Below are 23160 nucleotides of genomic sequence, written 5' to 3'. Positions count from 1 at the left end.
CACGTGGTTCACTCGGGCTCATATCGAGTGCTTCGGGTGACGTGGAGGTCGCAGTGCGGGAGAAGGTCCGTTTCATCAGCGACGGTGTCGAGTGCGTCGCCTGGCACTATCCGGGGGTCAACGGCGCCTGCGTGATCATGGGCGCGGGGGGCGGGGTGACCAAGGAGCCCGGCACCGACCGGTTCGCCGGGCGTTTCCACGACGCCGGGTACACCGTCCTCGCCTTCGACTACCGAAGGCTCGGCGAGAGCGGAGGCCGTCCGCGCCAGATCCTGCGGATGGGCGAACAATTCGCCGACTGGCAGGCCGCGATCACGTGTGCCGCCACCCTGCCCGAGGTCGACCCGACCAAGATCGCGATCTGGGGATTCTCCTTGTCGGGCGGCCATGTCTTCCGTGTCGCGGCGCGCGACGCACGGGTGGCCGCGGCGATCGCGCAGACGCCGCTCGCCGACGGTCTGGCCGCCATCAGCAAGGCGGGGCGGCACCAGAAGCCGGCCGCGATGCTGCGCTTCACGGGCAGGGGGATACGCGATGCCGTTGGCGCTCTCGGAGGGCGTGCGCCGCTGCTGGTCCCGCTGGCGGGCGAGCCGGGCACGGTGGCGCTCCTCACCACGCCGGACAGTCTCGACGGCGACAGAGCCCTCAATCCGGGCAACCAGTATCCGGACTGGCAGCAGGAGGTCGCCGCCCGCTTCGGACTCCGCGCCCCCTTCTACCGGCCCGGCCGGGACGCGCCCCGCGTGCGATGCCCCTTGCTCGTGCTCGTGTGTGACCAGGATCAGGCCGCGGCTCCGGCGGCGGCTGTCGAGGCGGGGCAGCGAGCGCGCCGTGGGGAAGTCGTACACCTTCCCGGTGGTCACTACGCGCCGTTCCTGGACGCCCACGAGCCGGCGGTCGACACCGAGCTGTCCTTCCTGAGCCGGCACCTGCTCGACCATCCCCGAACGGAGCACCCCGCCGTCGGCGTCGGTGACTTCTCGCGCCGAGGTGGACTCGCGTGAAGACCATCGAGTTGTCCGTGGGTGCGATCGACTACGAGGACACCGGCGGTGACGGGCCCGTGGTCGTGCTGCTGCACGGGCTGCTGATGGACGCCACGTTGTGGGACGGGCCGGTCGCCGCGTTGTCCACCGACCATCGCTGCGTGGTTCCCACGCTGCCGCTCGGTGCGCACCGCCACGGGATGAGCGCCGATGCGGACCTGACCCTGCCCGGAATCGCCGGACTGGTCGCGGAGCTCCTCGACCACCTCGACCTGCGCGACGTCACCCTGGTGGGAAACGACACCGGCGGTGCGCTCGTCCAGCTCCTCATGGCCGACGGGGCCGCCCGCGTGGGACGGGTCGTCCTCGCCTCCTGCGACGCGTTCGACAACTTTCCCCCGGGCCTGACCGGCAGGACCCTCTTCCTCGCCGGCAAGCTGCCGCCCCGGGCGTTCGGGCTGTTCATGCAGCAGATGCGCCTCCGCGCGGTGCGGCGGCTTCCCATCGCGTTCGGATGGCTGACCAAGCGAGGGGACGCCGTCACTGCCCGGTGGGTGCGGCCGCTCCTGCACCAGCCGGAGATCAGCCGCGACACCGTACGGATCCTGCGAGCGGCCGCGGCCGACACCGATCTCCTGGTGCGCGCGGCCGAACACCTGCCGGGCTTCGATCGCCCTGCCCTGGTGATCTGGGGAAGTGAGGACCGGGTGATGCCGGTCGAGCACGCCCGCCGCCTCGCCGACCTGCTTCCGTACGGCCGGCTGGTCATGGTGGACGACAGCTACACGCTCATCCCGCTCGACCAGCCGGCGAGGCTCGCCGAGCTCATCCGCGAGTTCGTCCTCTCGTCCCGGCTCGGGAACGCCGGACGGCCCGGCCGCTGAGTCTCGGCGACCAGCCTTCGGGCGGCGGGCCGGGCGGAGCCGCTACGTCAAAGGCGCGGTGAGATAGCGCTGGATGGTGGGCGCGAGGGCGGCGACCATCGTTTCGGCGTCGAGGGCGACGACCGGCGGCAGCCGCAGGATGTATCGGCACAGTGCGACGCCGAGAAGTTGGCTGGCGACCAGGCCGGCGCGGGTCGGGCCGTCGTCCTCGGCGGCGCCGATCACCGCCTCGACCTGGGTGGCGAAGACGGTGCGCGCGCGTTCGGCCGCGGCCTCGTTGGTGACCGCCGACCGGAGCAGCACCGTCAACGCGTCGCTCGGCCGCCCACCCTCCCAGAGTCCCAGGAAGTGCCGTACGAGGGCCTCGCCGCGACGCTCGGGTGCCAGGTCGCCGAAGGACGGCAGGCGCAGGGCGATGTCGACGGCGGCGGCGAACAGGCCGTCCTTCGAGCCGTAGTAGCGCATCACCATCGAGGGGTCGATGCCCGCGTCGGCGGCGATGGCGCGAATCGTGGCGCGCTCGTAGCCGTCGTCGGTGAAGCGGCGGCGGGCCGCGGTGAGGATCGCGGCCCGGGTCTCCTCGGAGCGCTGGGTGAAGGCCATACCCGAAGACTATGCCAACGCGTGTTGGCAGATCACCCGCGCCGGAGTAGCGTTCGATGCAAACAACTGTTGGCCATCAAGTGTTGGCCCGTTCGGAGGTAGGGATGTCGTACCTTCCCGCCGTAACCGATGTCGTGATCGTCGGCGCCGGCCCCACCGGTCTCACACTCGCCGCCTCCCTCGTCGCGGGGGGCGCCGACGTGGTGTTGCTCGACAAGGCGCCGGAGGGCGCGAACACCTCGCGCGCCGCCGTTGTGCATGCCCGCACGCTGGAGGTGCTGGAAGGGCTGGACGTCTCCGGCGAGCTGGTGAAGCGGGGCGTGATCGTGCCGACCTTCACCGTCCGGGACCGGGACCGCATTCTGCTGACCGTGGGGTTCGAGGACCTGCCCACCGCCCACCCGTACACGCTGATGATCCCGCAGAGCGTGACCGAGGAGGTCCTGGCCGGCCGGCTCCGCGAACTCGGCAGCCAGGTGTACCGGCCGTACGACGTGGTGGGCGTGGCTCAGGACGAGGCGGGGGTTGTCGTCACGACCTCGGCCGGGGACAGCGTCCGGTGCCGTTACATGGTGGGCGCCGACGGCATGCACAGCGTGGTCCGCGAGCAGGCCGGCATCGGGTTCACCGGCGACAGCTACGCCCAGTGCTTCGTCCTCGCCGACGTGCGCCTGGACTGGGATCTGTCCGCCGAGGAAGTTCAGCTGTTCTTCTCGGCGGCGGGGCTGGTCGTCGTCGCGCCGCTGCCCGGCGGCAGGCACCGGATCGTCGCGACCGTCGAACCCGGCTCCCAGGGGGCGGTCGAGCACCCGGACGCCGGCGAGGTGCAGGCGCTGCTCGACGCCCGAGGTCCGCGGAAGACCAGGGTGCACGTTCATGAGGTCGTGTGGAGCTCGCGCTTCCGGGTGCACCACCGGCTCGCGGATCACTATCGCGCGGGCCGGATCTTCCTCGCCGGGGACGCCGCACACGTGCACAGCCCAGCCGGTGGCCAGGGCATGAACACAGGCATTCAGGACGCGACCGAACTCGCGAGCCGAATCCTCGAGGGAACAGAGGACGGCTACGAGTCGGTGCGCCGCCCCGTCGCGGCCGGCGTGGTCGAGATGACCGACCGGATGACCCGCGCCGCGACCCTGGGCAACCCCGCCGCGCGTGCGCTCCGCAACACCGTCCTCGCCCTCGCCGGCCACAACGCGGCGGTGCGCAGAAAGCTGGCGATGCGGCTGTCCGAACTCACCGTCGATCGCTGACACTCGCCCGAGGAGGCCTGCGCGCCACCAGGTCCGGCTGGTTCCCCTACGCCGGGTTCTTCCGCGCGGTGATCAACGCGAACGTCAGGAACTCCCCGCCGTCGGCTTCCAGCATGGCGTTGACGCTCTCGACGGCGGCCCGGTCGGCGCCCGTGGCCCGCGTCAGGGCCGCGCGCCCCCACGCCAGCCAGTCCTCCCACCCGCTCGGCTGCAGCCGGGCCGAGGTGACGGTGACAAGTTCGGTGACCTCCCACTGGAACCGCCACCAGTCAGCGGTGTGCCAGGCGAGCGCCTCCCAGCCGACACATTCCCTGATGTGTGGCGGGATGCCGCCGAGGTCGCGGACCTCCCGGGTCATCGCGGGCGTGGCGACGCCGAACTGCCCACCGGGCTTGAGGAAACCGAGGATGTACGCGAGATAGTTGTCGGCCGTACCGAAGTACTCGTACGCGTCGACGCACACGATGGCGTCGAACGACTCGGGCTCGAAGGGCAGCGCGTGCGCCTCGGCATGGACCGCGCGTACGGTGTCGGCGACTCCGGCCGCGGTGAATACCTGCGTCGCGGTCTCCGGTGCGATCCACAGGTCGGCGGCGACCACCTCGACGCCGAACTCGCGGGCCAGGAACACCGACGTCGCGCCCTTGCCCGAGCCGAGGTCGAGCACCCTCATGCCGGGACGCAGGTCGAGGTCGCGGGCCAGGTCCTCCAGCAGCCACAGGGGATGTGGCCCCATGTCCAGGCTCAGGACCCATTCCGGGTCGTACCTGCTGGACAGGGGATAGTCCGCCGGGCGGACGAGCGCGTCGAGTTCGGCAGTCATCGGCACGTACCCAAGCACCGCCCGCGGTTCCGCCGCAAGCAGATAACCGCTGCCAGGCCAGGATGCGGTCGGGCCAGGATGCCCTGTCAGGTCAGGGCGCGCCGCAGGTCGTGCCAGTGCCGGCTGAACGGAACGAACGGCCCGGGCCGGACGAACTGGCGTACCCGGTCGTTGCCCCGCAGGTAGAGCTCGTCGAGCAACCAGGTGGAGTGCACGTCCCCGAAGGTGCGGATGTCGGCCGCCAGGTCGAGGTCGTCCATCGCGAGCGGGCTCACCGAGCGGTAGCCCTCGACGAAGGCGGAGCACAGGCCGGGCGCGAGAAGCAACGAATAGTGGAGTGCACGAAGGATCTCCTCGGCCGGCCAGTGCACCTCGGCCTTGTCCCAGTCGATCACCGCGGCCACGCGTACGTCGGTTCCGTCGCCGGCGAAGAACAGGTTGGTCTCCTGGTAGTCACCGTGGGTCAGCCGGGCCGAGCCCGCCGGAGCCTCGGGCAGGGTGAGCCGGGCGCCTTCGGACGCGAGCCAGGTCATCGTGCTGCGCAGCCGGTCCAGCGCCCAGGCGTCGCACCGGTCAAAGTTCTCCCGGCGTTCGATCAGCGCGACGAGCTCCGCCATCCGCCGCAGGGTCTCCTCCGGGGCCGGCGCCGGATTCACCTTCGCCGGTGGGAGATCCGGCACGTCGGCCAGCGCGCGGTGGATGTGGGCCAGCGTCACCCCCATCGCCCGGGCATGCTCGGGGCGCAGCCGGTCGCGATCGACCTGCTCGCCGTCGGCGTAGGTGGACAGCGAGAACCACCTCCCGCCGTGCCCGACGACGAAGTCGCCGCCAGGTGTGGGGATGGCGGCAGGGACCGGCACGCCGCCCGCGCGGGCGTGCGCGACGACCTCGTGCTCCCACTCGATCCGGCTGAGGTCGGTACGGCGATGACGACGGAGTACGACCCGGCTGCGGGCGGTGGCGACGACGTAGGTGTCGTTCATCGTGCCGGACTCGCTGCGCACGATCGCGTCGGCGGGTTCGAGCCCCCAGCGGTCGAGGACCAGGTGGAGCTCGGAGCTCACTACTGCGGCTGGCCGGTGTAGAAGGCGGTGGTACGGGCGGCCGACTCCGCCGCGGTCGCCTCGTCCTCGCCGTTGGCGGCGTTGGCCGTGCCCCACCGCTCACTCGACGACGCGATGAACTTCCGGCCGTCCTCCGACAGCGGCCAGGCCGCCGCCTCCTCCGGGTCGAGGTCGCCGGCCCCCGACAGGTGCGTGGCCAGGCCGAGCAGGGCGAGGTCCCAGCCGACCCCCACCGCGCCCGGGCCGAACTGCTTCCAGCGTCCCGGGTCGACGTGTGCCGAGTGCTCGAGGTCGAGCCGGGTGCGCCCCGGCCCCTCCTCGGTGAGCCGGACCTCCAGCCAGGTGACCTCCTCGGCGGACTCCCAGGTGGCCGCGAGATGCGACGGCGGCGTGCACGCGAGGATCTCGCCCGAGGCGTTCCCCTCGAGGTGGTAGCGGCCACCGACCCGCAGGTCGCCGGTGACCGGCAGGAACCAGCGGGGGAGCCGCGCCGGATTGGTGAGCGCGTCCCACACGTCGTCGACGGCGTTGTCGTAGGTCTGGCTCACGGCTACGACCCGGGTGGGGGCGCCGTCGCGCTCTCCGCTGCGGACGGTGCGGTCGACCGCGCCGAGTTGGTGGGTCACGTCGTCGATCACGGCGACTCCTTCGACTCTGCTGCGGACATGGGGTCTGCCCCGCGGATCCTGGAAGCTGCACTGTATAGGTCGAAGGTGATACTTCGCCCGCCGGTCACGACGAGGCGTGTCGGCCGTGCCATCACCGGGCCGCCACCCGAACCGCTGCCGTGCCCGGCCCGGGCGGCGGGTCGGCAACTGAGGTTCGGCAGGGTCACGTCCCGCCGTACGTCCTCACCTCGCAACGTCACGTCGAACGCCGTCGGCCGGTAAGCGTCGGCGGCCACGATCACCTGGCTCGGCTGCCCACCGGCCGGCACCCACAGGACGTACTCCCCGGTCGCGTCCGTGGTCAGCGTCCACGCGTCGCGGCCGCGGTCGACCGCGACGACGGCGCCGGGAAGGGGCCCGGGCACACCGTCGCAGGTGGCTCCGCGGACCTGGCCGGACAGTCGTACCCTGCGGGCGGCCGGTGCGAGGTCGACCCGCGCGGTGAACGCCACCCAGAAGTCGCGATTCCCCTTGTCCAGTTGGCGGCGCAGTGCCGGCTGGATCTTGCGGTCGGACGTCGCCTACCAGCAGGGCGACCGCGATCGCCGCCACCCGACGATGCCTGTTCGCTCGCACGGAGCCTCCCGGTCAGCAGGCTGCTGAACGTGGTCACGACCGCCGTCCAGCGATCGGTGATCTGGCCCATCGGTTAGCCACCACCTGGTCCATGGGTACGAGGAGTTCGATGGGCGGTCACGTCTGTGTGGGGGAATCATGAGGCGTTTCATGCGCCGGGTCGGGCTCACCGTGGCACTGGGCGCGGTGGCGATCGCGCTCGCGGCCGGCGGTGCCCAGGCGGCGACTCTGCCGGGGCAGTACGTCGTGCCCGGGGTCGCGCCCGGAAGTGTGCCCGGAAGTGTGCCCGGAAGTGTGCCCGGAAATGTCCAGAGCAGTGCGGCCGCCGAGGTCTGCGGTACGCCGTACGTCGGCGACGATCCCCGGCTCGGTCCGGTCCGCCTTCCCCACAAAGGAATTCTGGGGTACATCGTCCGGGGGTACGACCCACTCGGTGACGTCCGCCCGCACCGGTTCGTCAAGCGGTACTGGCTGTCCGCGAAGAACTCCTGGCAGTACCCACCCGACGCGGGGTTCGCGCACGCCGACGGCTACTCCAACGCGAAGGTGCTCAGGCGGACCGTCACCTTGGCCGAAGGCACCGAGATCGACCGCTTCGGAGGTGAGGGCGGCAGCTACCTGTCGCCGCTCGGCGCGTCGTACGAAGGCCGGGCCATTCCGCCGGACAGCATCAACACCTTCCCGGGCGACCCGCACCTCTGCAACTACCACGCCTACCTGGTGATCGAGGAGTTCCGCGCCGACGGCGGACCGGCCGCGCCGGCGTTCCAGCAGGAAGGCGGGGACGTGCAATACCACCTGCTGAGCAGATATCTCCCCGACGCCCCGCAGGCCGATCCGGAGCTCCCGGTCGGCTGGCTGGTCAGGGCCGGCTACCTCCTGCCGCTCAACTGACCTCCGCTGCCGAACCGACGTCCGCTGCCGAACTGAACTCCGCCCGCCACCGGCCCGGGTCGGCGGCGTCGTTCCGGATCCGTTCGACGCGTACCGGCCGCAGCTCTCCGGTCGCGAACGCGTCGATCTCGGCCCGGCTCAACGGCCACGGCGGACCCTGGACGCGACCGCCCGGGCCGTCACCGGCGACGGCGATCACCAGCAGCGTCCCGCCCGGTGCCACCAGCGGGCCGATCCGGGCGATGGCGTCCGCACGCGGCGGATCGGGCAGCGCCTGGACGTTCATGCTCTCCACCACCAGGTCGTACGCACCCGTCCAGCCGGCCGGCAGATCCAGCAGGTCGGCGGTGACGTAGTCGACCGGTGAGCCCGCGTGCCGGCGCCGCGCCTCCTCGACGGCCGTCGCGGACACGTCGAACGCCACGGTGTCGTATCCCAGGCGTGCGACGAACTCCGCGTCCCGTCCGAAGCCGCAACCCACCACCAGGGCGCGAAGGCCCGCCCCGGACGGCTGCCGCCGCTGCGCCCAGTCCGCCAGCAGCGAGTGCGGAGTTTCCCGGTCCCACGGGATCACGGGCTCACCGCCTGATTCGGACCTCCCGGCGGCCCCGGCTTCGGCGTACAGCCGCTCGAACCAGCCGATCGGATCGTGCGCGGTGAGCGACTCCGCGGCCAGCCGGCGTACGCGCTCCTCGGGAAGCTCAGGCATCGGCGTAGGCCGGTTCGAGTACGACAACCGGAATCCTCCGGCTCGTGCGGGTCTGGTAGTTCGCGTATCCCTGGTAGGAGGCGACGATCCGCGGCCACAGCGCCGCGCGCTCCTCCTCGTCCGCGGTCCGCGCCCGCATCGTCCGGGTGGCGCCCAGACCGGTCACCCGGACGGTCGGGTGGGCGCGCAGGTTGAGGTACCACGCCGGGTGACGGTCGTCGCCGCCGTACGACGCCACCAGGACCAGCCGGTCGCCGTCGACGACGGGGACGGTCAGCATGGTGGAGCGTTCCTTGCCGGACCGGCGGCCCACGGTGACGAGCTCGATGACGGGCATGCCGAGCGCCCGGCCGAAGACCCGCCCCTTCGTGGCACTGAAGACGGCCCGGTGGGCGCCGGTGCCCAGCCGGACGAGCCTGTCCTTGGCGGCCGTACTGGTCCTCATCGCGACGCCTTTCCGCGCTGGTGGTCTGCGCTGGTGGTCGGACGGAAGAACGACCGCGACCGCGTCGGTGTTCCGGCCGTCGGGACCTCGGTCACTTCGGCCCGTACTGCACCACCATCGCGCGGACGAGCTTCTCGGCGTCGTTGATCGGGATGGCGAACCCGACGCCGATGCCGCTGCCGCTGGTTCCCTCGAAGACGGCGGAGGTGATCCCGATGACCGTCTCGGTCTGGTCGACCAGCGGCCCGCCGGAGTTGCCCGGGCTGAGCGCGGCGTCGGTCTGGATGGCACGGTAGGTGACCGGTGGGCCCTGGCCGGCCAGGCCCAGGCTCGGGCCGGCCACCCGCACCAGCCGGTCCAGCGCGCTGACGATGCCGAAACTCGCCGTGCCCTGCAGCCCGGACGGCGCGCCCATCGCGATCACCGGGTCGCCCACGGTCAGCCGGTCGGAGTTGCCCAACGGCGCCGGTACGAGGCCGCTGGCGTTGGTGATCCGGATGACCGCGAGGTCGGCCTTGGGGTCCGCGCCGATCAGCGTGGCCGGCTGGACGGGGCCGGCCGTGGCCGCGGTGCCGGTCTGCACGGTGATCCGGCCGGCGGGGGACGCGCCGGAGATGACGTGGAAGTTCGTCAGCACCAGCCCGTTGGAGGTGAGGATGATTCCGCTGCCGATGGCGTGACTTCCGAGGGAGGACGTACGCACCTCCACCACGGCCGGGCTGATCCGGTGCACGATCCGCGGCAGCCCCTCCGCCAGCATCACCGGCCGGCCCGTCGGCTCGGAGGGGCCGGCGGTGAACCGGGAGAAGGCCGCCGCGCCGACCGCCCCGCCGACCAGGCTGGCGAGCACGGCCGTCAGTACGAGAAGGACGGCAAGGTGTTCCCGGGCCCAGCCGCGGAACGTGGGGGCCGTCCGGCCCCGATCGGGCGGTGCCGCGGGGCCGACGTGCCCGTCACCGCGTGTCGGTGCGCCCGCCCCGCCGGCCGCACCGGGTGGGGTGGTTTCCGCACCTCTCGGCCTGCGTGCCTCCGGAACCCACAGTTCGCGGCGATTGTCCGGCGGCTGCTCGCTCCTGGGAGCGTCGGCAGGGCGTGCGGAAGGCCTGCTCCGCCACCTCCACACCCTGTCAGTATCCCCGCTGTCCCCGCCGATCCGGCGGCTCGTACGGGTGCCGGTTTCCTACCGGGAGGCCGCCCCGCCGGGCATTCGTGCCCGCACCCGGCCCACTGCGGCCGACCGCGGGGACCATCGGCCCTTGGTGCCCGGACCGGCCGGTGGACAGGGTGCAGTCAGCACCCGAGACGTCTGTGCCGCCGGGGTGAGCGCCGGCGCACCGGAGTGGAGAGCGAGGCGGCCATGCACGCGACAGTCGGCGACCGGATCATCGTGCAGGCGGAGGTGACCGACCGGCCCAACCGGCTGGGCACGGTGCGCGAGGTGCTGGGCACGGAGGTCGCCGAGCACTATCGCGTGGACTGGGACGACGGGCACGAGTCCCTCCTCTACCCCGGCCCGGACACCCGGGTGCTGCCCCGGCAGCGAGCCGGGGAGGAACTGCCCACGAAGGCACCGGAGGAGATGGCCGGGCCGGTGCGGCCCGACGACCCGGTCGAACGCATCATGGGCGCGCCGGTCGCCAACGTCGACGCGCACGACTCCCTGCGCGTCACCGCCGTGTCCCTCGCCGACGCCGCCGTCGGTGCGCTGGTGGTGATGGACCGGGGATCGCCGTTGGGGATGATCTCCGAGCGCGACGTCGTGCACGCCCTGGCCGCCGACAGCGACCCGGACGAGGTCCAGGCGCACAACCTGGTCGGCGCCACCACCGTGTGGGCCAGCCCCACCGACAGCATCCTCCGGGTGGCGGCGCTGATGCGCGACGGCGAGGTACGCCACATCCCGTTGCGCCGGGAGGACACGGTCGTCGGCGTGGTCTCGATCCGTGACGTCCTCCGCGTACTGGTGGACTACGCCGGCGGGCCTCACCGGTTCGGCTGAGCCAGTAGACGTCCTGGGACGCCCGGAGCGCCCACCGGGCCCTCCGAGCTCGGCGAGACCAGGCATCGCGAACGATAGGCGGTCGGGCTCAGGCCGGACAGCGCGCGGAACCTGCGGGCGAAGTAGTTCGGGTCCGGCCAGCCGACGGCCGCACCCACCTGGGCCACGCGCAACGTCGTACCCGCGAGAAGCACCGAGGCGCGTTCGATCCGCAGCCGGGCGAGGTAGCTGATCGGCGGCTGGCCGAGGTGGTGCCGGAACAACCTGGACAGGTACGCCGGATCCAGGTTGACCATTCCGGCCAGCCGCTCGACCGTCCAGGGATACTCGGGCTCGTTGTCCAGGGCCCGCACGACGGCATCGACCACCGCCGGCCTCGGCTCGGGCGCCGGCCGGAACGGTGTCGGCGTACCCACCAGATGGCCGAGTACGGTCAGCAACCTGGCCATCAGCAAGACGCGGTTGACATCGCCGTGCAACGCCGCGGTCAGCCGGCCGATCTCGGCGTACGCCAGCATGGCCGCTTCCGGCGCGACCCGGGTGCTCAGCACGCCCTTGCGGCCGGCCGCCGCGGGCGCGGTCCACAGGAGTTCGCGGAGCTCGGGGACGACGTGCAGGAAGCTCAGGTCGGCCACCCGGTCCGACGTACCGACACAACAGTTGGCCACCTGCAGCTCACTGCAGTCGGTGAAGCCGTGCCAGGCGCCGGGCCGCAACACCAGCACGTCACCCACCTGCACCGACGCGGATCCGGTGGCGGTGCGGTGCCGGCCGGTTCCCTCACCGACCACGGCGATCTCCAGGAAGTCGTGGGCGTGGTCCTCGAGGTCGCCGTCGAGGCGTACGACGCTGGCGAACAACGGCATCGGGCCCGGGCCGAACACGTCGTGCTGGCGATAGGTCGCAGGGGAGTCGACCGGGCGCCGCGCCATGTCAGGATCGTACTAACAGCGGTCGGCTACGGCCTAGTCGAGACCGCATCCCACCTTCATCCTTGTGGGGCATCGCCTACGGAGCGTGCGTCCGGGTCGGGGGGCTGGCCTCAGTTCCGCAACGGCGCAACCTGCCAGGGTCTGTGGGGGTGATGACGTCGACGACGACAACGGCGTCCAGTAAACCGAGTGCACCCGACGTCCGGGGTTCCTCGCAGCAACGAGCGCGACGTGCTCGAAGACTTCGCCCTGCCGGGGACGGCACGGGGCTGGGGCTCGCGCACCGGATGTGGCGCGAACGATGGATGTACGTGCTCATCGCGCCGGGCCTGCTGTTCTTCGTGGTGTTCCGTTATCTGCCACTGCTCGGGAACATTGCCGCCTGGCAGGACTACTCGCCGTTCCTGGGGTTCCGGCGTAGTCCGTGGGTGGGCTGGGCGAACTTCGCGCAGATCTTCAGCGATCCCGAACTGCTGAACGCGTTGCGCAACACGCTGCTGCTCAGCGGGCTGCAGATCGTGTTCGCGTTCCCTGCCCCGCTTGCCCTGGCGCTGTTGCTCAACAGCGTCATCAGCGTGCGGGTACGCCGGTGGATCCAGACGGTCGTCTACCTGCCGCACTTCATCGGCTGGGTGATCGTCGTCTCCATCTGGAACCAGATGCTCGGCCCGACCGGTGTGCTGAACCACGTGCTCAAGCTGTTCGGCCTGAAGGCCGCGGACATCATCGGCAACCCCGACTCCTTCGCCGTCCTCGTGACCGCACAGGTGATCTGGAAGGAGGTCGGCTGGGGGACGATCATCTTCCTCGCCGCGATGCTGGCGATCCCGCAGGAGTTGTACGAGTCCGCGGCGCTGGACCGGGCCGGGCCGTGGCGGCGGATCTGGCACGTGACCCTGCCGGGCATCGCGTCGGTGATCATCCTGCTGCTCATCCTCCGGCTGGGCAGCGTGCTGTCGGTCGGCTTCGAGCAGATCCTGTTGCAGCAGCCGGCTGTGGGCGCCGACGCCGCGCAGACGCTGGACACCTTCGTCTACTTCCGCGGCATCAACGGCGGCGACTGGGGCCTGGCCACCGCGGCCGGTCTGGTGAAGGGTCTCGTCGGCACCGTGCTGGTCCTGGGCGCCAACCGGGCGGCCAAGAAGCTGGGTGGGGAGGGCGTCTTCTGATGGCGACACGTCCGATCTGGCAGGAGAAGCCGAGCACGTTCGTCTCCGTGCTGAAGGTGCTCGTGCTGGCCTTCACTGTCGTGGTGACGCTGTATCCGTTCATCTACGTGATCGCGGTCAGCCTGTCCAACCCGAAGGTCTACACACCGGGAGACCTGCTGCTGTGGCCGAAGGGCTTCACCACGGCGGCGTACCAGCTCATCATGGCCGGGCAGACCGTCCCGCGTGCGCTGGTGGTGAGTGTGTGCGTCACCACCGTCGGGACGCTGGTCAGCATGTTCTGCACGGTCACGATGGCGTACGGGCTGAGTCGTACCAGCCGGGTGCCGGGAGCGCGGCCGATCCTGTTGCTGGTGTTGTTCACGATGCTCTTCTCGGCCGGCATCATCCCGAGCTACCTCGTCGTGCGCGGCGTCGGCCTGCTGGACAACTACCTCGCGCTGATCGTGCCCGGCGCCATCAGCGCGTTCAACCTGGTGGTGATCCGCAACTTCTTCATGAACATCCCCGAGGAGCTGTACGACGCGGCTCGCATCGACGGCGCGGGAGAGTTGCAGATCCTGTGGCGGGTGGTGCTGCCGCTGTCCAAGGCGGTGCTGGCGGTGATCGCGCTCTTCTACGGCGTGGGCTACTGGAACTCCTTCTTCGAGGCGATGCTCTACCTCAACGAGCCGCGGATGTGGCCGATCCAGTTGATTCTTCGCCAGTACGTGCTGCAGGCCGAGCCGCTCGGCGACGCGGCCCGCGAGCAGACGCAGGTGCACCTCACGCCGGAGACGATCCAGATGACGGTGCTCGTGCTGGCGACCGTACCGATCCTGTTGGTCTACCCGTTCCTGCAGCGGTTCTTCACCAAGGGCGTTCTCACCGGGGCCATCAAGGGCTGAGGCCGGCCCACCAGGGCTGGTGCCGAGGTCAGAAGGAGACAACCATGACCAGCGAACTCGACCGTGCGCTTCGCCGCCGGGACCTGCTGCTGCTCGGCGCCGGTGCGCTGGGCGGCGCCGTCCTGAGCGGGTGTTCGAGTGGTGGCGGTACCGGGACGGGCACGAGTGGCTCCGGTGGCTCGGGCGGCTCGGGCGGCGCCGACAACGGTGAGCCGTTGCCGGTGACCGTTGCCAGGAAGGAGATTCCGGGTGCTCACCTGTCGGCGGATCCGGCCATCCCGCCGGCGTTCGAGAAGCTCCCCAGGCCCGGTTACCGCTCGGTGCCGAAGACACCCGGCAGCGGCGGTGACGTCACCAGCTTCACGATCACCTGGGGAGCACCGCCGACGCCGCTGGAGCAGAACGTCTGGCACCAGGCGGTGAACAAGGCGCTCGGTGTCAACCTGAAGTCGACAGTCGTTCCCGCGCAGAGCTACGGCGAGAAGCTGGTGACCACGATCGCCAGCGGCAACCTGCCCGACATCGTGACCAACGAGCCGAGCTACCGCGGCCGGGCGGCCCGGAAGTTCCTACCCCAGGGAGTGTTCTACGACCTGCGGGAGTTCCTCGGCGGCGACAAGGTGAAGAAGTACGCCAACCTGGCGCTGGTTCCCGAGTACGCCTGGAAGAACTCCCGGATCAGCGGCGCGGTGTACGGCGTTCCCTGTTACCGCCCGCAGGCCATCGGTGGCACGGTCACCTACCGCCAGGACTGGGCCGAGAAGGGCGGCATGCCCGACAAGCCCAGGAACCTCGACGAGCTGTTCGCCTGGCTGAAGGCGATGAAGACCGGCGGCGGGCCGAACACCTACCCCATCGCCACCATCGACGTGGCGTTCAGCTTCTGCGGCCTGCAGGTCTACCGAGCCCCTGTCAACTGGCGCCTGCACAAGGACGGCAGCCTCACCAAGGACCTGGAGACGGAGGAGTACGAGCACGCGCTGGCGTTCGCGAGCAAGCTGTGGAAGGCCGGTCTGATCCACCCGAACGTGCTCACGCTGACGCCCAACCCCGCGCAGTACCACGGCTACTGGACCGCCGGCCGGATCGCGATCCTCAACATCAACGGGCCGGAGCAGTACTACGGCGTCAACGGCGCCCGCCGGGAGATCGCCGGCCGGGACCCGAAGGCGAAGACCGACGTGCTGGTGCCGCCCGGCCACGACGGCGGCCTCGGCATCGTCCCGGCCGACCTCGGCTACTACGGCATGCTGAGCATTCCGACGTCGGTGAAGGACAAGGGCCGGGTCGAGGAGCTGCTGCGGGTCATCGACTACCTCGCCGCGCCGCTGGGCAGCCGGGAGTGGTTCCTCACCCACATGGGGGTCGAGGGCCACCAGTGGAAGTACGACGCGAACGGCGTCCCGGTGGCGTCCACCGACCCGAAGATGGGTGCGGAAAGCTTCCTGTCCCTGATGGCGATTCCCGGCATCGGCTACTACTTCCCGAACGCTCCCGGCGACGCGCTCAAGGCACAGCAGCTGGTGGAGGAGATGTCGAAGGCGTTCGCCCAGGACCCCACCGCGGGCATCGACTCCGCGACGTACTTCACCAAGGGCGACGCCCTGACCGCGCTGGTGCAGGACTACACCAACGGCATCATCACCGGGCGCCGTCCGATCAGCACCCTGAAGGAGATGCGCAAGCGGTGGCGCTCCGGTGGCGGCGACCAGATCAGGTCCGAACTGGAGAAGGGCCTGGCCGCCGAGAAGGCCGCGCGGAAGGGGAACTCGTGAGCCGTCCGCTACGGACCGGGCAGGAGTACGACCGGTTGCGGGCACGCAGCCGGGACGTCGACTTCGCCCCCGCGTGGACGCACCTGCTGGCCCGGGCCGACGAGGCTGTCAACGCGGGCTTGCGGCCGGCCGAGGTCGGCGCCGGGTGGGGGCACGCGTACTACTGCCCGGACCACGTGGTGCTGCTGGACTTCGACCCCGACCGGCCGCACGAGCACCCGTGCCCGGTGGACGGCGCCGTCTGGCGGGGCGAGGCCTTCGACGGCGGCTGGCGTTCGGTGCTGAACGGCCACATCCTGAACGGCCTCTCCACCTGCGCGCTGGTGTGGCAGGCGACCGGGCAGGAGCGCTACCGCGACCACGTGGCCGGCCTGCTGCTGGACTATGCGGACCGCTACCCGAAGCTGCCACCGCACGGGCAGCACGTCGGCCACGGCCGGGTCACCGGCCAGTCGCTGGAGGAAGCGGTATGGGCCATCGGGATCGCCTACGCCTACGACGGTGTACGCGAGTCCCTCGGCGCCACGGACCGGGAGCGGATCGAGACCGACCTGCTGCACAACCTCGGCGCCCACGTCACCGACAACCTCCTGCACAAGATCCACAACATCGAGTGCTGGCACCTCGCCGCGCTGACCACGCTCGGCGTGCAGCTGGACGAGAAGTCGTTCCTGGACACGGCTTTCGCGCATCCGCACGGGCTGACCGAACAGCTCCGGGAGGGCATCCTCGACGACGGCTGGTGGGCGGAGGGCTCGCCGTCGTACCACTTCTACATGCTGTCCGCCGTCCTGTCGTCCGCGCTCGCCCTGCGCCATGTCGACCCGGGCTTTCTCGACTCGCCGCGGCTGCGGTCGACGTTCGTCGCCCCGCTGACCATGCTGCGTTCCGACCTGAGCCTGCCCGCGCTGAACGACGGCTGGATCAGCATCGCGCTGCCGTTGGGTGTCGGGGGATACGCCGCGCACTACGAGCAGGCGTACGGCCTGTGGAACGACCCGGCGGACGCGGCGTTCCTGCGGACGGCCTACGACCGCGGCGTTCCCCGGTTGTCGGAGGCGGCGCTGCTGATGGGCCCGGACCTGCGGACGGTTGGCCCAGGGAGTTCCCGGTCTTCCCCGTCGCCCCGGCCGTCCTGGCCGCGGCGGGCGGTGCATCCGGCCAGCGGGTACGCCGTGCTGTCCGACGGTGAAGGCGGGACCGAGCGCAGCCTGCTCGTCAAGTACGGCTTGCACGGTGGCGGGCACGGCCACCCGGACAAGCTGATGCTGGACCTGCACGCGTACGGCGTCCGGCTGGCGCCCGACCCCGGGTCCCCGGCGTACAACTCACCGCTGCAGGGGCCGTGGTTCCGGCAGACGCTCGCGCACAACACCGTGGTGATCGGCGAGGTGTCGCAGCCGGAGGCGCAGGGCCGGTTGCTCACCCACGTCGCACCGGGCGCGGGTCGGCCAGGTGTGGTAGACGCGGCGGTCTCCTGGCCGGTCGACCCGGACGCCGACAGGGGACCCCAGGGGTCGTGGCTGCGCGAACCCCGGCGGGTGCACATCCCCGCCTACGCAGGGGCGACGGTTCGCCGGTGCGTGCTGTGGAAGCCGGCGCCGGGCGGCTACTTCCTCGACGTCGTGCTGGTCACGACCGCGGGTGCGGAGCCGGTCGACCTGGCCTGGCACCACCGGGGCACGCTGGTCGCACCGGCCCCCGCTGACCTCACCGCCGACCTCGATCTGCCCGGCCGACCACCGAGCGGCGAGGAGTACCAGTACCTCGAGGACGTACGCCGGCTGCCTGCCGAGGTTGGTGGGGCGGCGTCGTGGGAAGCGGCATGGGAGGTGGACGGGGCGGGCACCCGGATGTGGGGGCTGGACCCCGAGGAGGCGATCGCGCTGGTGGCGACCTCGCCGTCCAACCCGCCGGCCGAACGCCAGGCGACGCTGCTGCGCCGCTCACACGGTCCGCGGGTGAGCTTCGCGGCCGTGGTGGAGCCGGTCGACGGACCCGTGGGAGCCGACAGGACGAGCGGCGCAGTGCGGACCGTCTCCTGGCGTACGAACGAACTCGCGGCCGGCGGTCCGTTGCGCCTCGACGTCACCCTCGCCGACGGTGGCCTGGACCGGTGGTCGGTGTCGTTCGGCGGCGAAGCCTCCACCGACGGGTCCACCACCGACGGGTCCACCGACGCGGCACCCGGGGCGGTGGTGGAGCAACACACCGACGGCGATGTCACCACGTACACCTGCGTCCTCCCCGACCCCTGGTGAGATTCCGCGACGGCGGATTCCGGACGTCCGGAACCGGCCGGAGGTCCGGCGGCCGCACCGCGCTCGACCTAACGTGAGCGCGAACTGATTGGGGTCGCATGAGCAGTGAGCAGGCGAAACACCCGTCCCGGCTCAGCCGCCGGGCTTTCCTCCACGGTTCCGCCGTCGCCGCCGGTGCGGCGATGCTGGCCGCGTGCTCGGGTGGTGGGGACGCCACCCCGGCCGCGAACGGCGGACCGACGAAATCCGCGGCCACCGGCAAGGGGTCGAGCACCAAGGCGCTACCGACGCCGGCGAAGTTCTCCGAGTCACCACTGCTGGCCAAGCAGGTGAAGGCGGGCTCGCTGCCGAAGGTGAGCGACCGGCTGCCGGTGAAGCCGTACGTGCTGCCGCACAACTGGCTGCGGCGCGGGAAGTACGGCGGCAACCTGCGGCTCATCGTCGACGACACCGCCAGCGGTGTGGTCAAGGAGTTCATGTACGGCCACTCGCCGCTGCGCTGGCTGAACGACGCCCTCGACGTGGGCCCGGGCCTGGCGGAGAGCTGGGACACCAACGCCAACCAGACCGAGTGGACCCTGCATCTGCGCAAGGGGCTGCGCTGGTCCGACGGCGAACCCTGCACGGCTGCCGACATCATGTTCTGGTGGAAGGACATGGTGCTCGACGAGCGTCATCCCGAGGTGGCGCCTGCCGAGCTCATCGCCGCCGACCACAAGGTCGCGGAGCTGTCCGCGCCCGACGACCTCACCGTCACCATCAAGTTCAGCACCTCCGCGCCGCTCACCGCCGCGTACATCGCCAACTGGGTGAAGAACGGCAACGGCCCGACCTGGATCGTGCCCAAGCACTACCTGGTGAAGTACCACCCCGCCTACACCGGCGGGCTGGGCGAGAAGTGGGTCGACACCTTCGAGTCCAAGCGGAACTTCGGGATCAACCCGGACTGCCCGACGATGACCGGGTGGCGGCTGAAGTCCTACCACGAGGGCCGCACCATGGTGTGGGAACGCAACCCGTACTACTGGTGTGTCACCCCGGACGGCGACCAGCTTCCCTACGTCGACACGCTGACCTTCACCGCGGTGAAGGATCCGCAGGTCTCCAAGCTGCGCGTACAGAACGGCGACGTCGACTACGCGCACGGCACGTTCATGGGCATCTCGCTGGCGGACGTGTCCGGGTTCAAGGCGGTGACGAAGAAGAGCAAGCTGAACGTCCTGTTGTGGGACAGCGGATCAGGCTGCGGCTCGTTGTTCTTCTTCAACCTCAACTACAAGGATCCGGCGATCCGCAAGGTGCTGAACGAGCCGAAGTTCCGGCAGGCGCTGTCCCACGGCGTGGACCGGGACGAGGTGCAGAAGGCGGTGTTCTTCAACACCGGCTACAAGACGACCGGCACCTACAGCCTGAAGGCCTCGGACTGCCTGGCCGACCCGGAAGGAAAGAAGACCTTCGAGTCCTGGCGGGACAGCTACGTCACCCACGACGTGGAGAAGGCCAAGAAGCTGCTGGACGAGATCGGCGTCGTGGACCGCGACGGCGACGGGCTGCGCGAGCTTCCCGACGGCGGGCGGTTCCGGTTGCGGCTCGACCAGGCGGCCGACGCCAGCGCCGACGGCGACAAGATGGGCAACCTGCTGCAGAAGTACTGGAAGGCACTGGGGCTGGACGTCATCCGCAACCCCGTCCCGCCGGCGCAGTGGGGCGTCAAGTGGCAGGCCGGTGAGCTGATGGCCTACACCGCGTGGATGAACCCCGCGATGCCGGTGCACGAGTGCCTGGTCAGCCCGGAGCTGATGGTCCCGGTGGGCAACGGGCTCAGTGCCGCGTTCTGGGCACCCCTCTACGCGAACTTCGACATGATCCGCAACACGCCCGGGGAGAAGAAGGTCGCGAACGTCGACCCGTGGAAACGCAACCCGCCGAGCGAGAAGCCGCCGGCCGAACACCCGGTGACCCGGCTGTGGGAGATCTACGACAAGGCGCGGGTGGAGACCGACGCGCTGAAGCGGTTCGCCGGCGTCTGGGACATGATCAAGATCCACATCGCCGAAGGGCCCTTCTACATGGGCGTGGTCGGCAACTATCCGTGTGTGGAGCTCGCCCACCAGGAGCTCGGCAACGTACCCGCGCGGGAGAACCTCAAGCTGAACGGCCTGATCGCGCCGTGGCAGCACCCCACGCCCGCGGCGTACGACCCGGAGGCCTTCTACTGGACCAACCCCGCGCAGCACTCCTGAGCGGATGTCACCGGGCGTGACCGGGCGGGCGTGGCCTGTTCCGGTCACGCCCGCGTGTGATCGCCCGGCCGCGGGGTACGTGCTTCGCAGAAAGCGAAGTACGGAGATCGGAGTTTCCGATGCCACAGCAGGCCTGGGGTTCCAAACGCGAACGTCAGTACGAGCACGTCAAGGAGTCCGCCGAGGACCGTGGCGCCGGCGAGGGCCGGGCCAAGGAGATCGCCGCCCGCACGGTGAACAAGAACCGCGCGCAGTCCGGTGAGTCCGACCAGGCCAGCACGGAGTCCGTCAAGGACACGTCGCCGCAGCAGCGCGGTGGTCAGCGCTCCGGCAACCGGTCCGGCCCGAAGGGGCGGACCAGGCAGGAGCTGTACGGCGAGGCGCGGCGGCGCAACATCAAGGGCCGCTCCGGCATGACCAAGTCCGAGCTGGAGCGCGCGCTCGGCACGTGACCGGCGTCACCCTCCGGCCGCCCGCGCTGCCGCGTCGTCGCGACAAGCGACCAACCAGGAACCATGGTGCAATGGCGACGCGGCCGACGGCCGTGCCCAAAGAAGCTGGAAACATCGGGGAGAGGAAACACCTATGGCGGATGTCGTCGACCTGATCATGGCAGACCATCGCGAGGTCGAGCGGTTGTTCGACGTCCTGCAGAACGAGCCTGACAAGCGGGCATTGACACTGCCCGAGCTGTCGGCCCTGTTCGTGGCACACTCCCGGGCCGAGGAGGCCGAGGTCTACCCCGTGGCTCGCGGCGAGGCGGGAGAGACCGACGAGGTCGCGCACAGCCAGGAAGAGCACGCCGAGGCCGAGGAACTCCTTGCCCGGCTGAAGGCCACCGATCCTCAGGACCCGAGCTTCGAGTCCAAGCTGAACGAGTTCGTCGAGGCGGTGCAGCACCACGTCGACGAGGAGGAGAGCCAGGTTCTTCCCGGGCTCCGCGACCGGCTCGACGACGCGCGCCGCGAGGATCTTGGCAAGGCGTTCGCGGCAAGCCGGGAGAAGCACATCGGCGAGCAGCCCGGCCAGGAGACCAAGGAAGAACTGCTCATCCAGGCACGCAACGCCGGCATCGAAGGCACGGCGAGCATGTCGAAGGAAGAGCTGACCCAGGCTCTGAAGTCGCAGTAGTCCGGGCCGCCGGCGTGGGGTTTCGGACCGCCCGCAAGCTGAAGTATCCGGATCGGATCAACGCGTCGTGGTCCGAACGCGTACTCGGCCGGGACGAGCATGGCGAGTGGGCCGTGCTCCCGGCCGGGTCCCCGGTCCGGCGGGCCAGCGGCACGATTCTTCGGTACTCGACCGATCAGGTCTTCTGCTACCCGTACGACTGCTGGTGGGTGGCACGGATGGGCGTGCCGCCGGTCGGCTTCCGGGCCCACCGCGCTGACGGGTCGGTGCGGATCTTCGACGGCGTGGAGCCGGACCGCGTGGACATCTCGACCCCGGCGCGGGTGGGCGCCGACGGCGTCTCGTTCGTCGACCTGACCCTCGACGTCGTTCGCGACCGGCACGGTGTGGTGACCGTCCTCGACGAGGACGAGATGGCCGCCGACGTCGCGCGCTACTCGGTCCCGGCCCGGCACGTGGAGACCGCCCGGCGTTCCTGTGCCGAGGTGGCGGCGCTGATGCTGGCCGGCGAACCGCCGTTCGACGGTTCGGCGCTGCGCTGGCTGACGGTCGCCGCCGACCCCTCTTTCAGGTGAGCCCCTCGTTCAGGTGAGCGACCGCTCAGGTGAGCGACCGGATGTCCGGTGGTACGTCCACGGCGTGCCGGCGCAGCGTCTCCAGCGGAATGACCTGCGTGGCCTGGGCGTTCGTCGCCTCCAGTACGACCGGCGGTGCCACCCCCGCCTCGAGCGCCTGCAGCCAGCGCGCGGCCACCACGCACCAGCGGTCGCCGGGGCGTAGGCCGGGAAAGTGGAACTCCGGCCTCGGCGTGGCCAGGTCGTTGCCGAGTTCGCGTTGCTGCGCAAGGAACTCCTGGGTGACCACCGCGCAGACCGTGTGGCTGCCGAGATCGTCCGGTCCCGTGCTGCACGTGCCGTCCCGGTAGAAGCCGGTCACCGGGTCGGTCCCGCAGGGGGCGAGTTCACCGCCGAGCACGTTCCGGTCGTCGTTCATCCCGCACAGCCTGCCATGTCCACGCCGGTGACGGGTGCCACGGCCGTCCGCGCGCCACGACTGTCCGCGCGCGGCCGCGTCCTGGCCAACTCCGTTACGGCGAGGAAAAAGCCGGCGCACTTTCGTTGACGAACATTCGCGAACAGGTGTAGTCCAGTAACGCGAAATGATCAAGGGCCTACCCGGGGTGTGCGCTGGGCTGTGCCGTACGAACGGAAGATGTGGGCGCGTGACGGGCGGGCCTGACCAGTAGCCGTGGTGGAAGCTCAGGGTTGCTCGGTGTGCCAGGGGAGGGGACGGGCGAAGAAGAGCGCGATCTCCCTCGGTCCGCTCGGCGGGTCGCAGTAGAGCTCGAGGTCGAGGCCGCAGAGTTCGAAGCCCAGTGCTCGGTAGGCACGGATTCCGGGCACGTTCAGGTGTGAGGTCTCCAGCCACACGCAGTGCCCCTGCTCGCGAATCAGCGGATCCTCGTCGATGTGGTCCAGCAGCGCACGGGCAATGCCCTTACCGCGATGGGCGGCGTCGACGTAGAGGTGGTAGAGCTCGACCCGATGGTTCCACCGGGAGAAGCGGGCGGCGGCGAAACCGACCACCGTTGCCGGTGATCCGCCGTCGTTTGTTTCGGCGACCCAGGCCGCGTCCCAGCGGCCGTGGTCGGTCTGCTGGTCCAGGTCGAGCGGGAATACCTTCGTGAGTCGTTTGCTGGGTACTTCGGTCAGCTCGAAGCCGTCGTCGGTACGCGAGACCTGCATGGCCTCGTCGGTGCGAAACGATCGGTCGATCGCGCCCACCGCATCGGTGTCCGTCGCCTTGTCGAACGGCCGGACTGTCACCGCAGGGTTCATCGTCGTCCATCCGTCCTCGC

The 23160-nt window shown here is 70.5% G+C and carries 24 protein-coding genes; 13 read left to right on the top strand and 11 right to left on the bottom strand.

Annotation, left to right across the window (positions count from 1 at the left end; all coding sequences use genetic code 11):
* Positions 1–53: 53 nt before the first annotated feature.
* Together FHR37_RS23875 and FHR37_RS23870 are read left to right on the top strand one after the other, a co-directional pair.
* A complete protein-coding gene (locus tag FHR37_RS23875; protein ID WP_202817846.1) occupies positions 54–1004 on the top strand; it encodes an alpha/beta hydrolase in 951 nt (316 codons plus the stop codon).
* Positions 1001–1870, top strand: a complete 870-nt coding sequence (locus FHR37_RS23870; protein ID WP_092879493.1) for an alpha/beta fold hydrolase — start codon at positions 1001–1003, stop codon at positions 1868–1870. The genes FHR37_RS23875 and FHR37_RS23870 overlap by 4 nt, the downstream gene beginning before the upstream one ends.
* A 42-nt stretch (positions 1871–1912) precedes the next feature.
* Here FHR37_RS23870 and FHR37_RS23865 read toward each other — a convergent pair whose 3' ends face one another.
* Entirely contained in the window at positions 1913–2473 is a 561-nt protein-coding gene (locus tag FHR37_RS23865) for a TetR/AcrR family transcriptional regulator (protein WP_092879495.1), read from the bottom strand.
* A 104-nt stretch (positions 2474–2577) separates the two neighbouring features.
* Between FHR37_RS23865 and FHR37_RS23860 the strand changes: the two genes are divergently transcribed.
* Positions 2578–3726 carry an FAD-dependent oxidoreductase gene (locus FHR37_RS23860; protein ID WP_092879498.1) on the top strand — a complete coding sequence of 383 codons (1149 nt, stop codon included), beginning with the start codon at positions 2578–2580 and terminating at the stop codon, positions 3724–3726.
* 46 nt (positions 3727–3772) lie between these two features.
* On the opposite strand, the gene FHR37_RS23855 is transcribed toward FHR37_RS23860, so the two are convergent.
* From FHR37_RS23855 to FHR37_RS33275, 4 genes are all read right to left on the bottom strand, one after another.
* On the bottom strand, positions 3773–4549 hold the full coding sequence (locus FHR37_RS23855; protein WP_092879500.1) for an SAM-dependent methyltransferase: 777 nt from the start codon (positions 4547–4549) through the stop codon (positions 3773–3775).
* Between the two features lie 86 nt (positions 4550–4635).
* Positions 4636–5613 carry a phosphotransferase enzyme family protein gene (locus FHR37_RS23850; RefSeq protein WP_092879503.1) on the bottom strand — a complete coding sequence of 326 codons (978 nt, stop codon included), beginning with the start codon at positions 5611–5613 and terminating at the stop codon, positions 4636–4638.
* Complete coding sequence (locus FHR37_RS32705) at positions 5613–6251, bottom strand: SRPBCC family protein (protein WP_202817847.1); 639 nt, start codon at positions 6249–6251, stop codon at positions 5613–5615. The genes FHR37_RS23850 and FHR37_RS32705 overlap by 1 nt, the downstream gene beginning before the upstream one ends.
* Positions 6248–6733 carry a carboxypeptidase-like regulatory domain-containing protein gene (locus tag FHR37_RS33275; protein WP_175542277.1) on the bottom strand — a complete coding sequence of 162 codons (486 nt, stop codon included), beginning with the start codon at positions 6731–6733 and terminating at the stop codon, positions 6248–6250. The genes FHR37_RS32705 and FHR37_RS33275 overlap by 4 nt, the downstream gene beginning before the upstream one ends.
* Before the next feature lie 262 nt (positions 6734–6995).
* Between FHR37_RS33275 and FHR37_RS23835 the strand changes: the two genes are divergently transcribed.
* Positions 6996–7751, top strand: a complete 756-nt coding sequence (locus FHR37_RS23835) for a TNT domain-containing protein (RefSeq protein ID WP_139238752.1) — start codon at positions 6996–6998, stop codon at positions 7749–7751.
* Here the strand turns inward: FHR37_RS23835 and FHR37_RS23830 are convergent.
* The 3 genes from FHR37_RS23830 to FHR37_RS23820 all read right to left on the bottom strand — a co-directional run bounded on the left by FHR37_RS23830 (position 7744) and on the right by FHR37_RS23820 (position 9755).
* Positions 7744–8460 (bottom strand): class I SAM-dependent methyltransferase, encoded by a 717-nt coding sequence (locus FHR37_RS23830; RefSeq protein ID WP_092879542.1) that lies wholly within the window; start codon positions 8458–8460, stop codon positions 7744–7746. The two genes, FHR37_RS23835 and FHR37_RS23830, sit on opposite strands and share 8 nt — an antisense overlap.
* Positions 8453–8905 carry a nitroreductase/quinone reductase family protein gene (locus FHR37_RS23825; protein ID WP_092879549.1) on the bottom strand — a complete coding sequence of 151 codons (453 nt, stop codon included), beginning with the start codon at positions 8903–8905 and terminating at the stop codon, positions 8453–8455. The genes FHR37_RS23830 and FHR37_RS23825 overlap by 8 nt, the downstream gene beginning before the upstream one ends.
* Before the next feature lie 91 nt (positions 8906–8996).
* On the bottom strand, positions 8997–9755 hold the full coding sequence (locus FHR37_RS23820; protein WP_092879552.1) for a S1C family serine protease: 759 nt from the start codon (positions 9753–9755) through the stop codon (positions 8997–8999).
* A gap of 507 nt (positions 9756–10262) precedes the next feature.
* On the opposite strand from FHR37_RS23820, the gene FHR37_RS23815 reads away from it, so the two are divergent.
* Complete coding sequence (locus FHR37_RS23815; RefSeq protein WP_092880722.1) at positions 10263–10904, top strand: DUF1918 domain-containing protein; 642 nt, start codon at positions 10263–10265, stop codon at positions 10902–10904.
* On the opposite strand, the gene FHR37_RS23810 is transcribed toward FHR37_RS23815, so the two are convergent.
* Positions 10889–11836 carry an AraC family transcriptional regulator gene (locus FHR37_RS23810; protein ID WP_092879555.1) on the bottom strand — a complete coding sequence of 316 codons (948 nt, stop codon included), beginning with the start codon at positions 11834–11836 and terminating at the stop codon, positions 10889–10891. The genes FHR37_RS23815 and FHR37_RS23810 overlap by 16 nt on opposite strands.
* Positions 11837–12141: 305 nt before the next feature.
* Here FHR37_RS23810 and FHR37_RS23805 point away from each other — a divergent pair, with 305 nt between their 5' ends.
* The 8 genes from FHR37_RS23805 to FHR37_RS33265 all read left to right on the top strand — a co-directional run bounded on the left by FHR37_RS23805 (position 12142) and on the right by FHR37_RS33265 (position 21877).
* Positions 12142–13005, top strand: coding sequence for an ABC transporter permease (locus tag FHR37_RS23805; protein WP_092879558.1), 864 nt, complete (start codon positions 12142–12144; stop codon positions 13003–13005).
* Positions 13005–13892 (top strand): carbohydrate ABC transporter permease, encoded by an 888-nt coding sequence (locus FHR37_RS23800; RefSeq protein ID WP_092879561.1) that lies wholly within the window; start codon positions 13005–13007, stop codon positions 13890–13892. The genes FHR37_RS23805 and FHR37_RS23800 overlap by 1 nt, the downstream gene beginning before the upstream one ends.
* A gap of 44 nt (positions 13893–13936) precedes the next feature.
* Positions 13937–15667: an extracellular solute-binding protein gene (locus FHR37_RS23795; protein ID WP_092879564.1), complete on the top strand. Its 1731-nt coding sequence runs from the start codon at positions 13937–13939 to the stop codon at positions 15665–15667.
* Positions 15664–17928, top strand: coding sequence for a heparinase II/III domain-containing protein (locus FHR37_RS33270; RefSeq protein ID WP_092879567.1), 2265 nt, complete (start codon positions 15664–15666; stop codon positions 17926–17928). The genes FHR37_RS23795 and FHR37_RS33270 overlap by 4 nt, the downstream gene beginning before the upstream one ends.
* A 98-nt stretch (positions 17929–18026) precedes the next feature.
* Positions 18027–20171 carry an ABC transporter substrate-binding protein gene (locus tag FHR37_RS23785; RefSeq protein WP_092879569.1) on the top strand — a complete coding sequence of 715 codons (2145 nt, stop codon included), beginning with the start codon at positions 18027–18029 and terminating at the stop codon, positions 20169–20171.
* A 119-nt stretch (positions 20172–20290) separates the two neighbouring features.
* Positions 20291–20623, top strand: coding sequence for a plasmid stabilization protein (locus FHR37_RS23780; protein WP_092879572.1), 333 nt, complete (start codon positions 20291–20293; stop codon positions 20621–20623).
* A gap of 133 nt (positions 20624–20756) precedes the next feature.
* The gene (locus tag FHR37_RS23775; RefSeq protein ID WP_092879575.1) at positions 20757–21302 is read left to right on the top strand and encodes a hemerythrin domain-containing protein; all 546 of its coding nucleotides are present in this window, start codon (positions 20757–20759) and stop codon (positions 21300–21302) included.
* A gap of 14 nt (positions 21303–21316) precedes the next feature.
* A complete protein-coding gene (locus tag FHR37_RS33265; protein ID WP_092879578.1) occupies positions 21317–21877 on the top strand; it encodes a DUF402 domain-containing protein in 561 nt (186 codons plus the stop codon).
* Between the two features lie 25 nt (positions 21878–21902).
* Here the strand turns inward: FHR37_RS33265 and FHR37_RS23765 are convergent, their stop codons facing one another.
* Positions 21903–22295: a DUF2237 family protein gene (locus FHR37_RS23765; protein ID WP_092879581.1), complete on the bottom strand. Its 393-nt coding sequence runs from the start codon at positions 22293–22295 to the stop codon at positions 21903–21905.
* 266 nt (positions 22296–22561) lie between these two features.
* The gene (locus tag FHR37_RS23760) at positions 22562–23140 is read right to left on the bottom strand and encodes a GNAT family N-acetyltransferase (RefSeq protein ID WP_092879584.1); all 579 of its coding nucleotides are present in this window, start codon (positions 23138–23140) and stop codon (positions 22562–22564) included.
* Positions 23141–23160: the final 20 nt, after the last annotated feature.

The organism is Actinopolymorpha cephalotaxi (genome assembly GCF_013408535.1).
In the GTDB taxonomy this organism is placed as follows: Bacteria; Actinomycetota; Actinomycetes; order Propionibacteriales; family Actinopolymorphaceae; genus Actinopolymorpha; species Actinopolymorpha cephalotaxi.
Note: the sequence above shows the minus strand (reverse complement) of the source record. Positions and strands in the feature narration are given on the sequence as shown.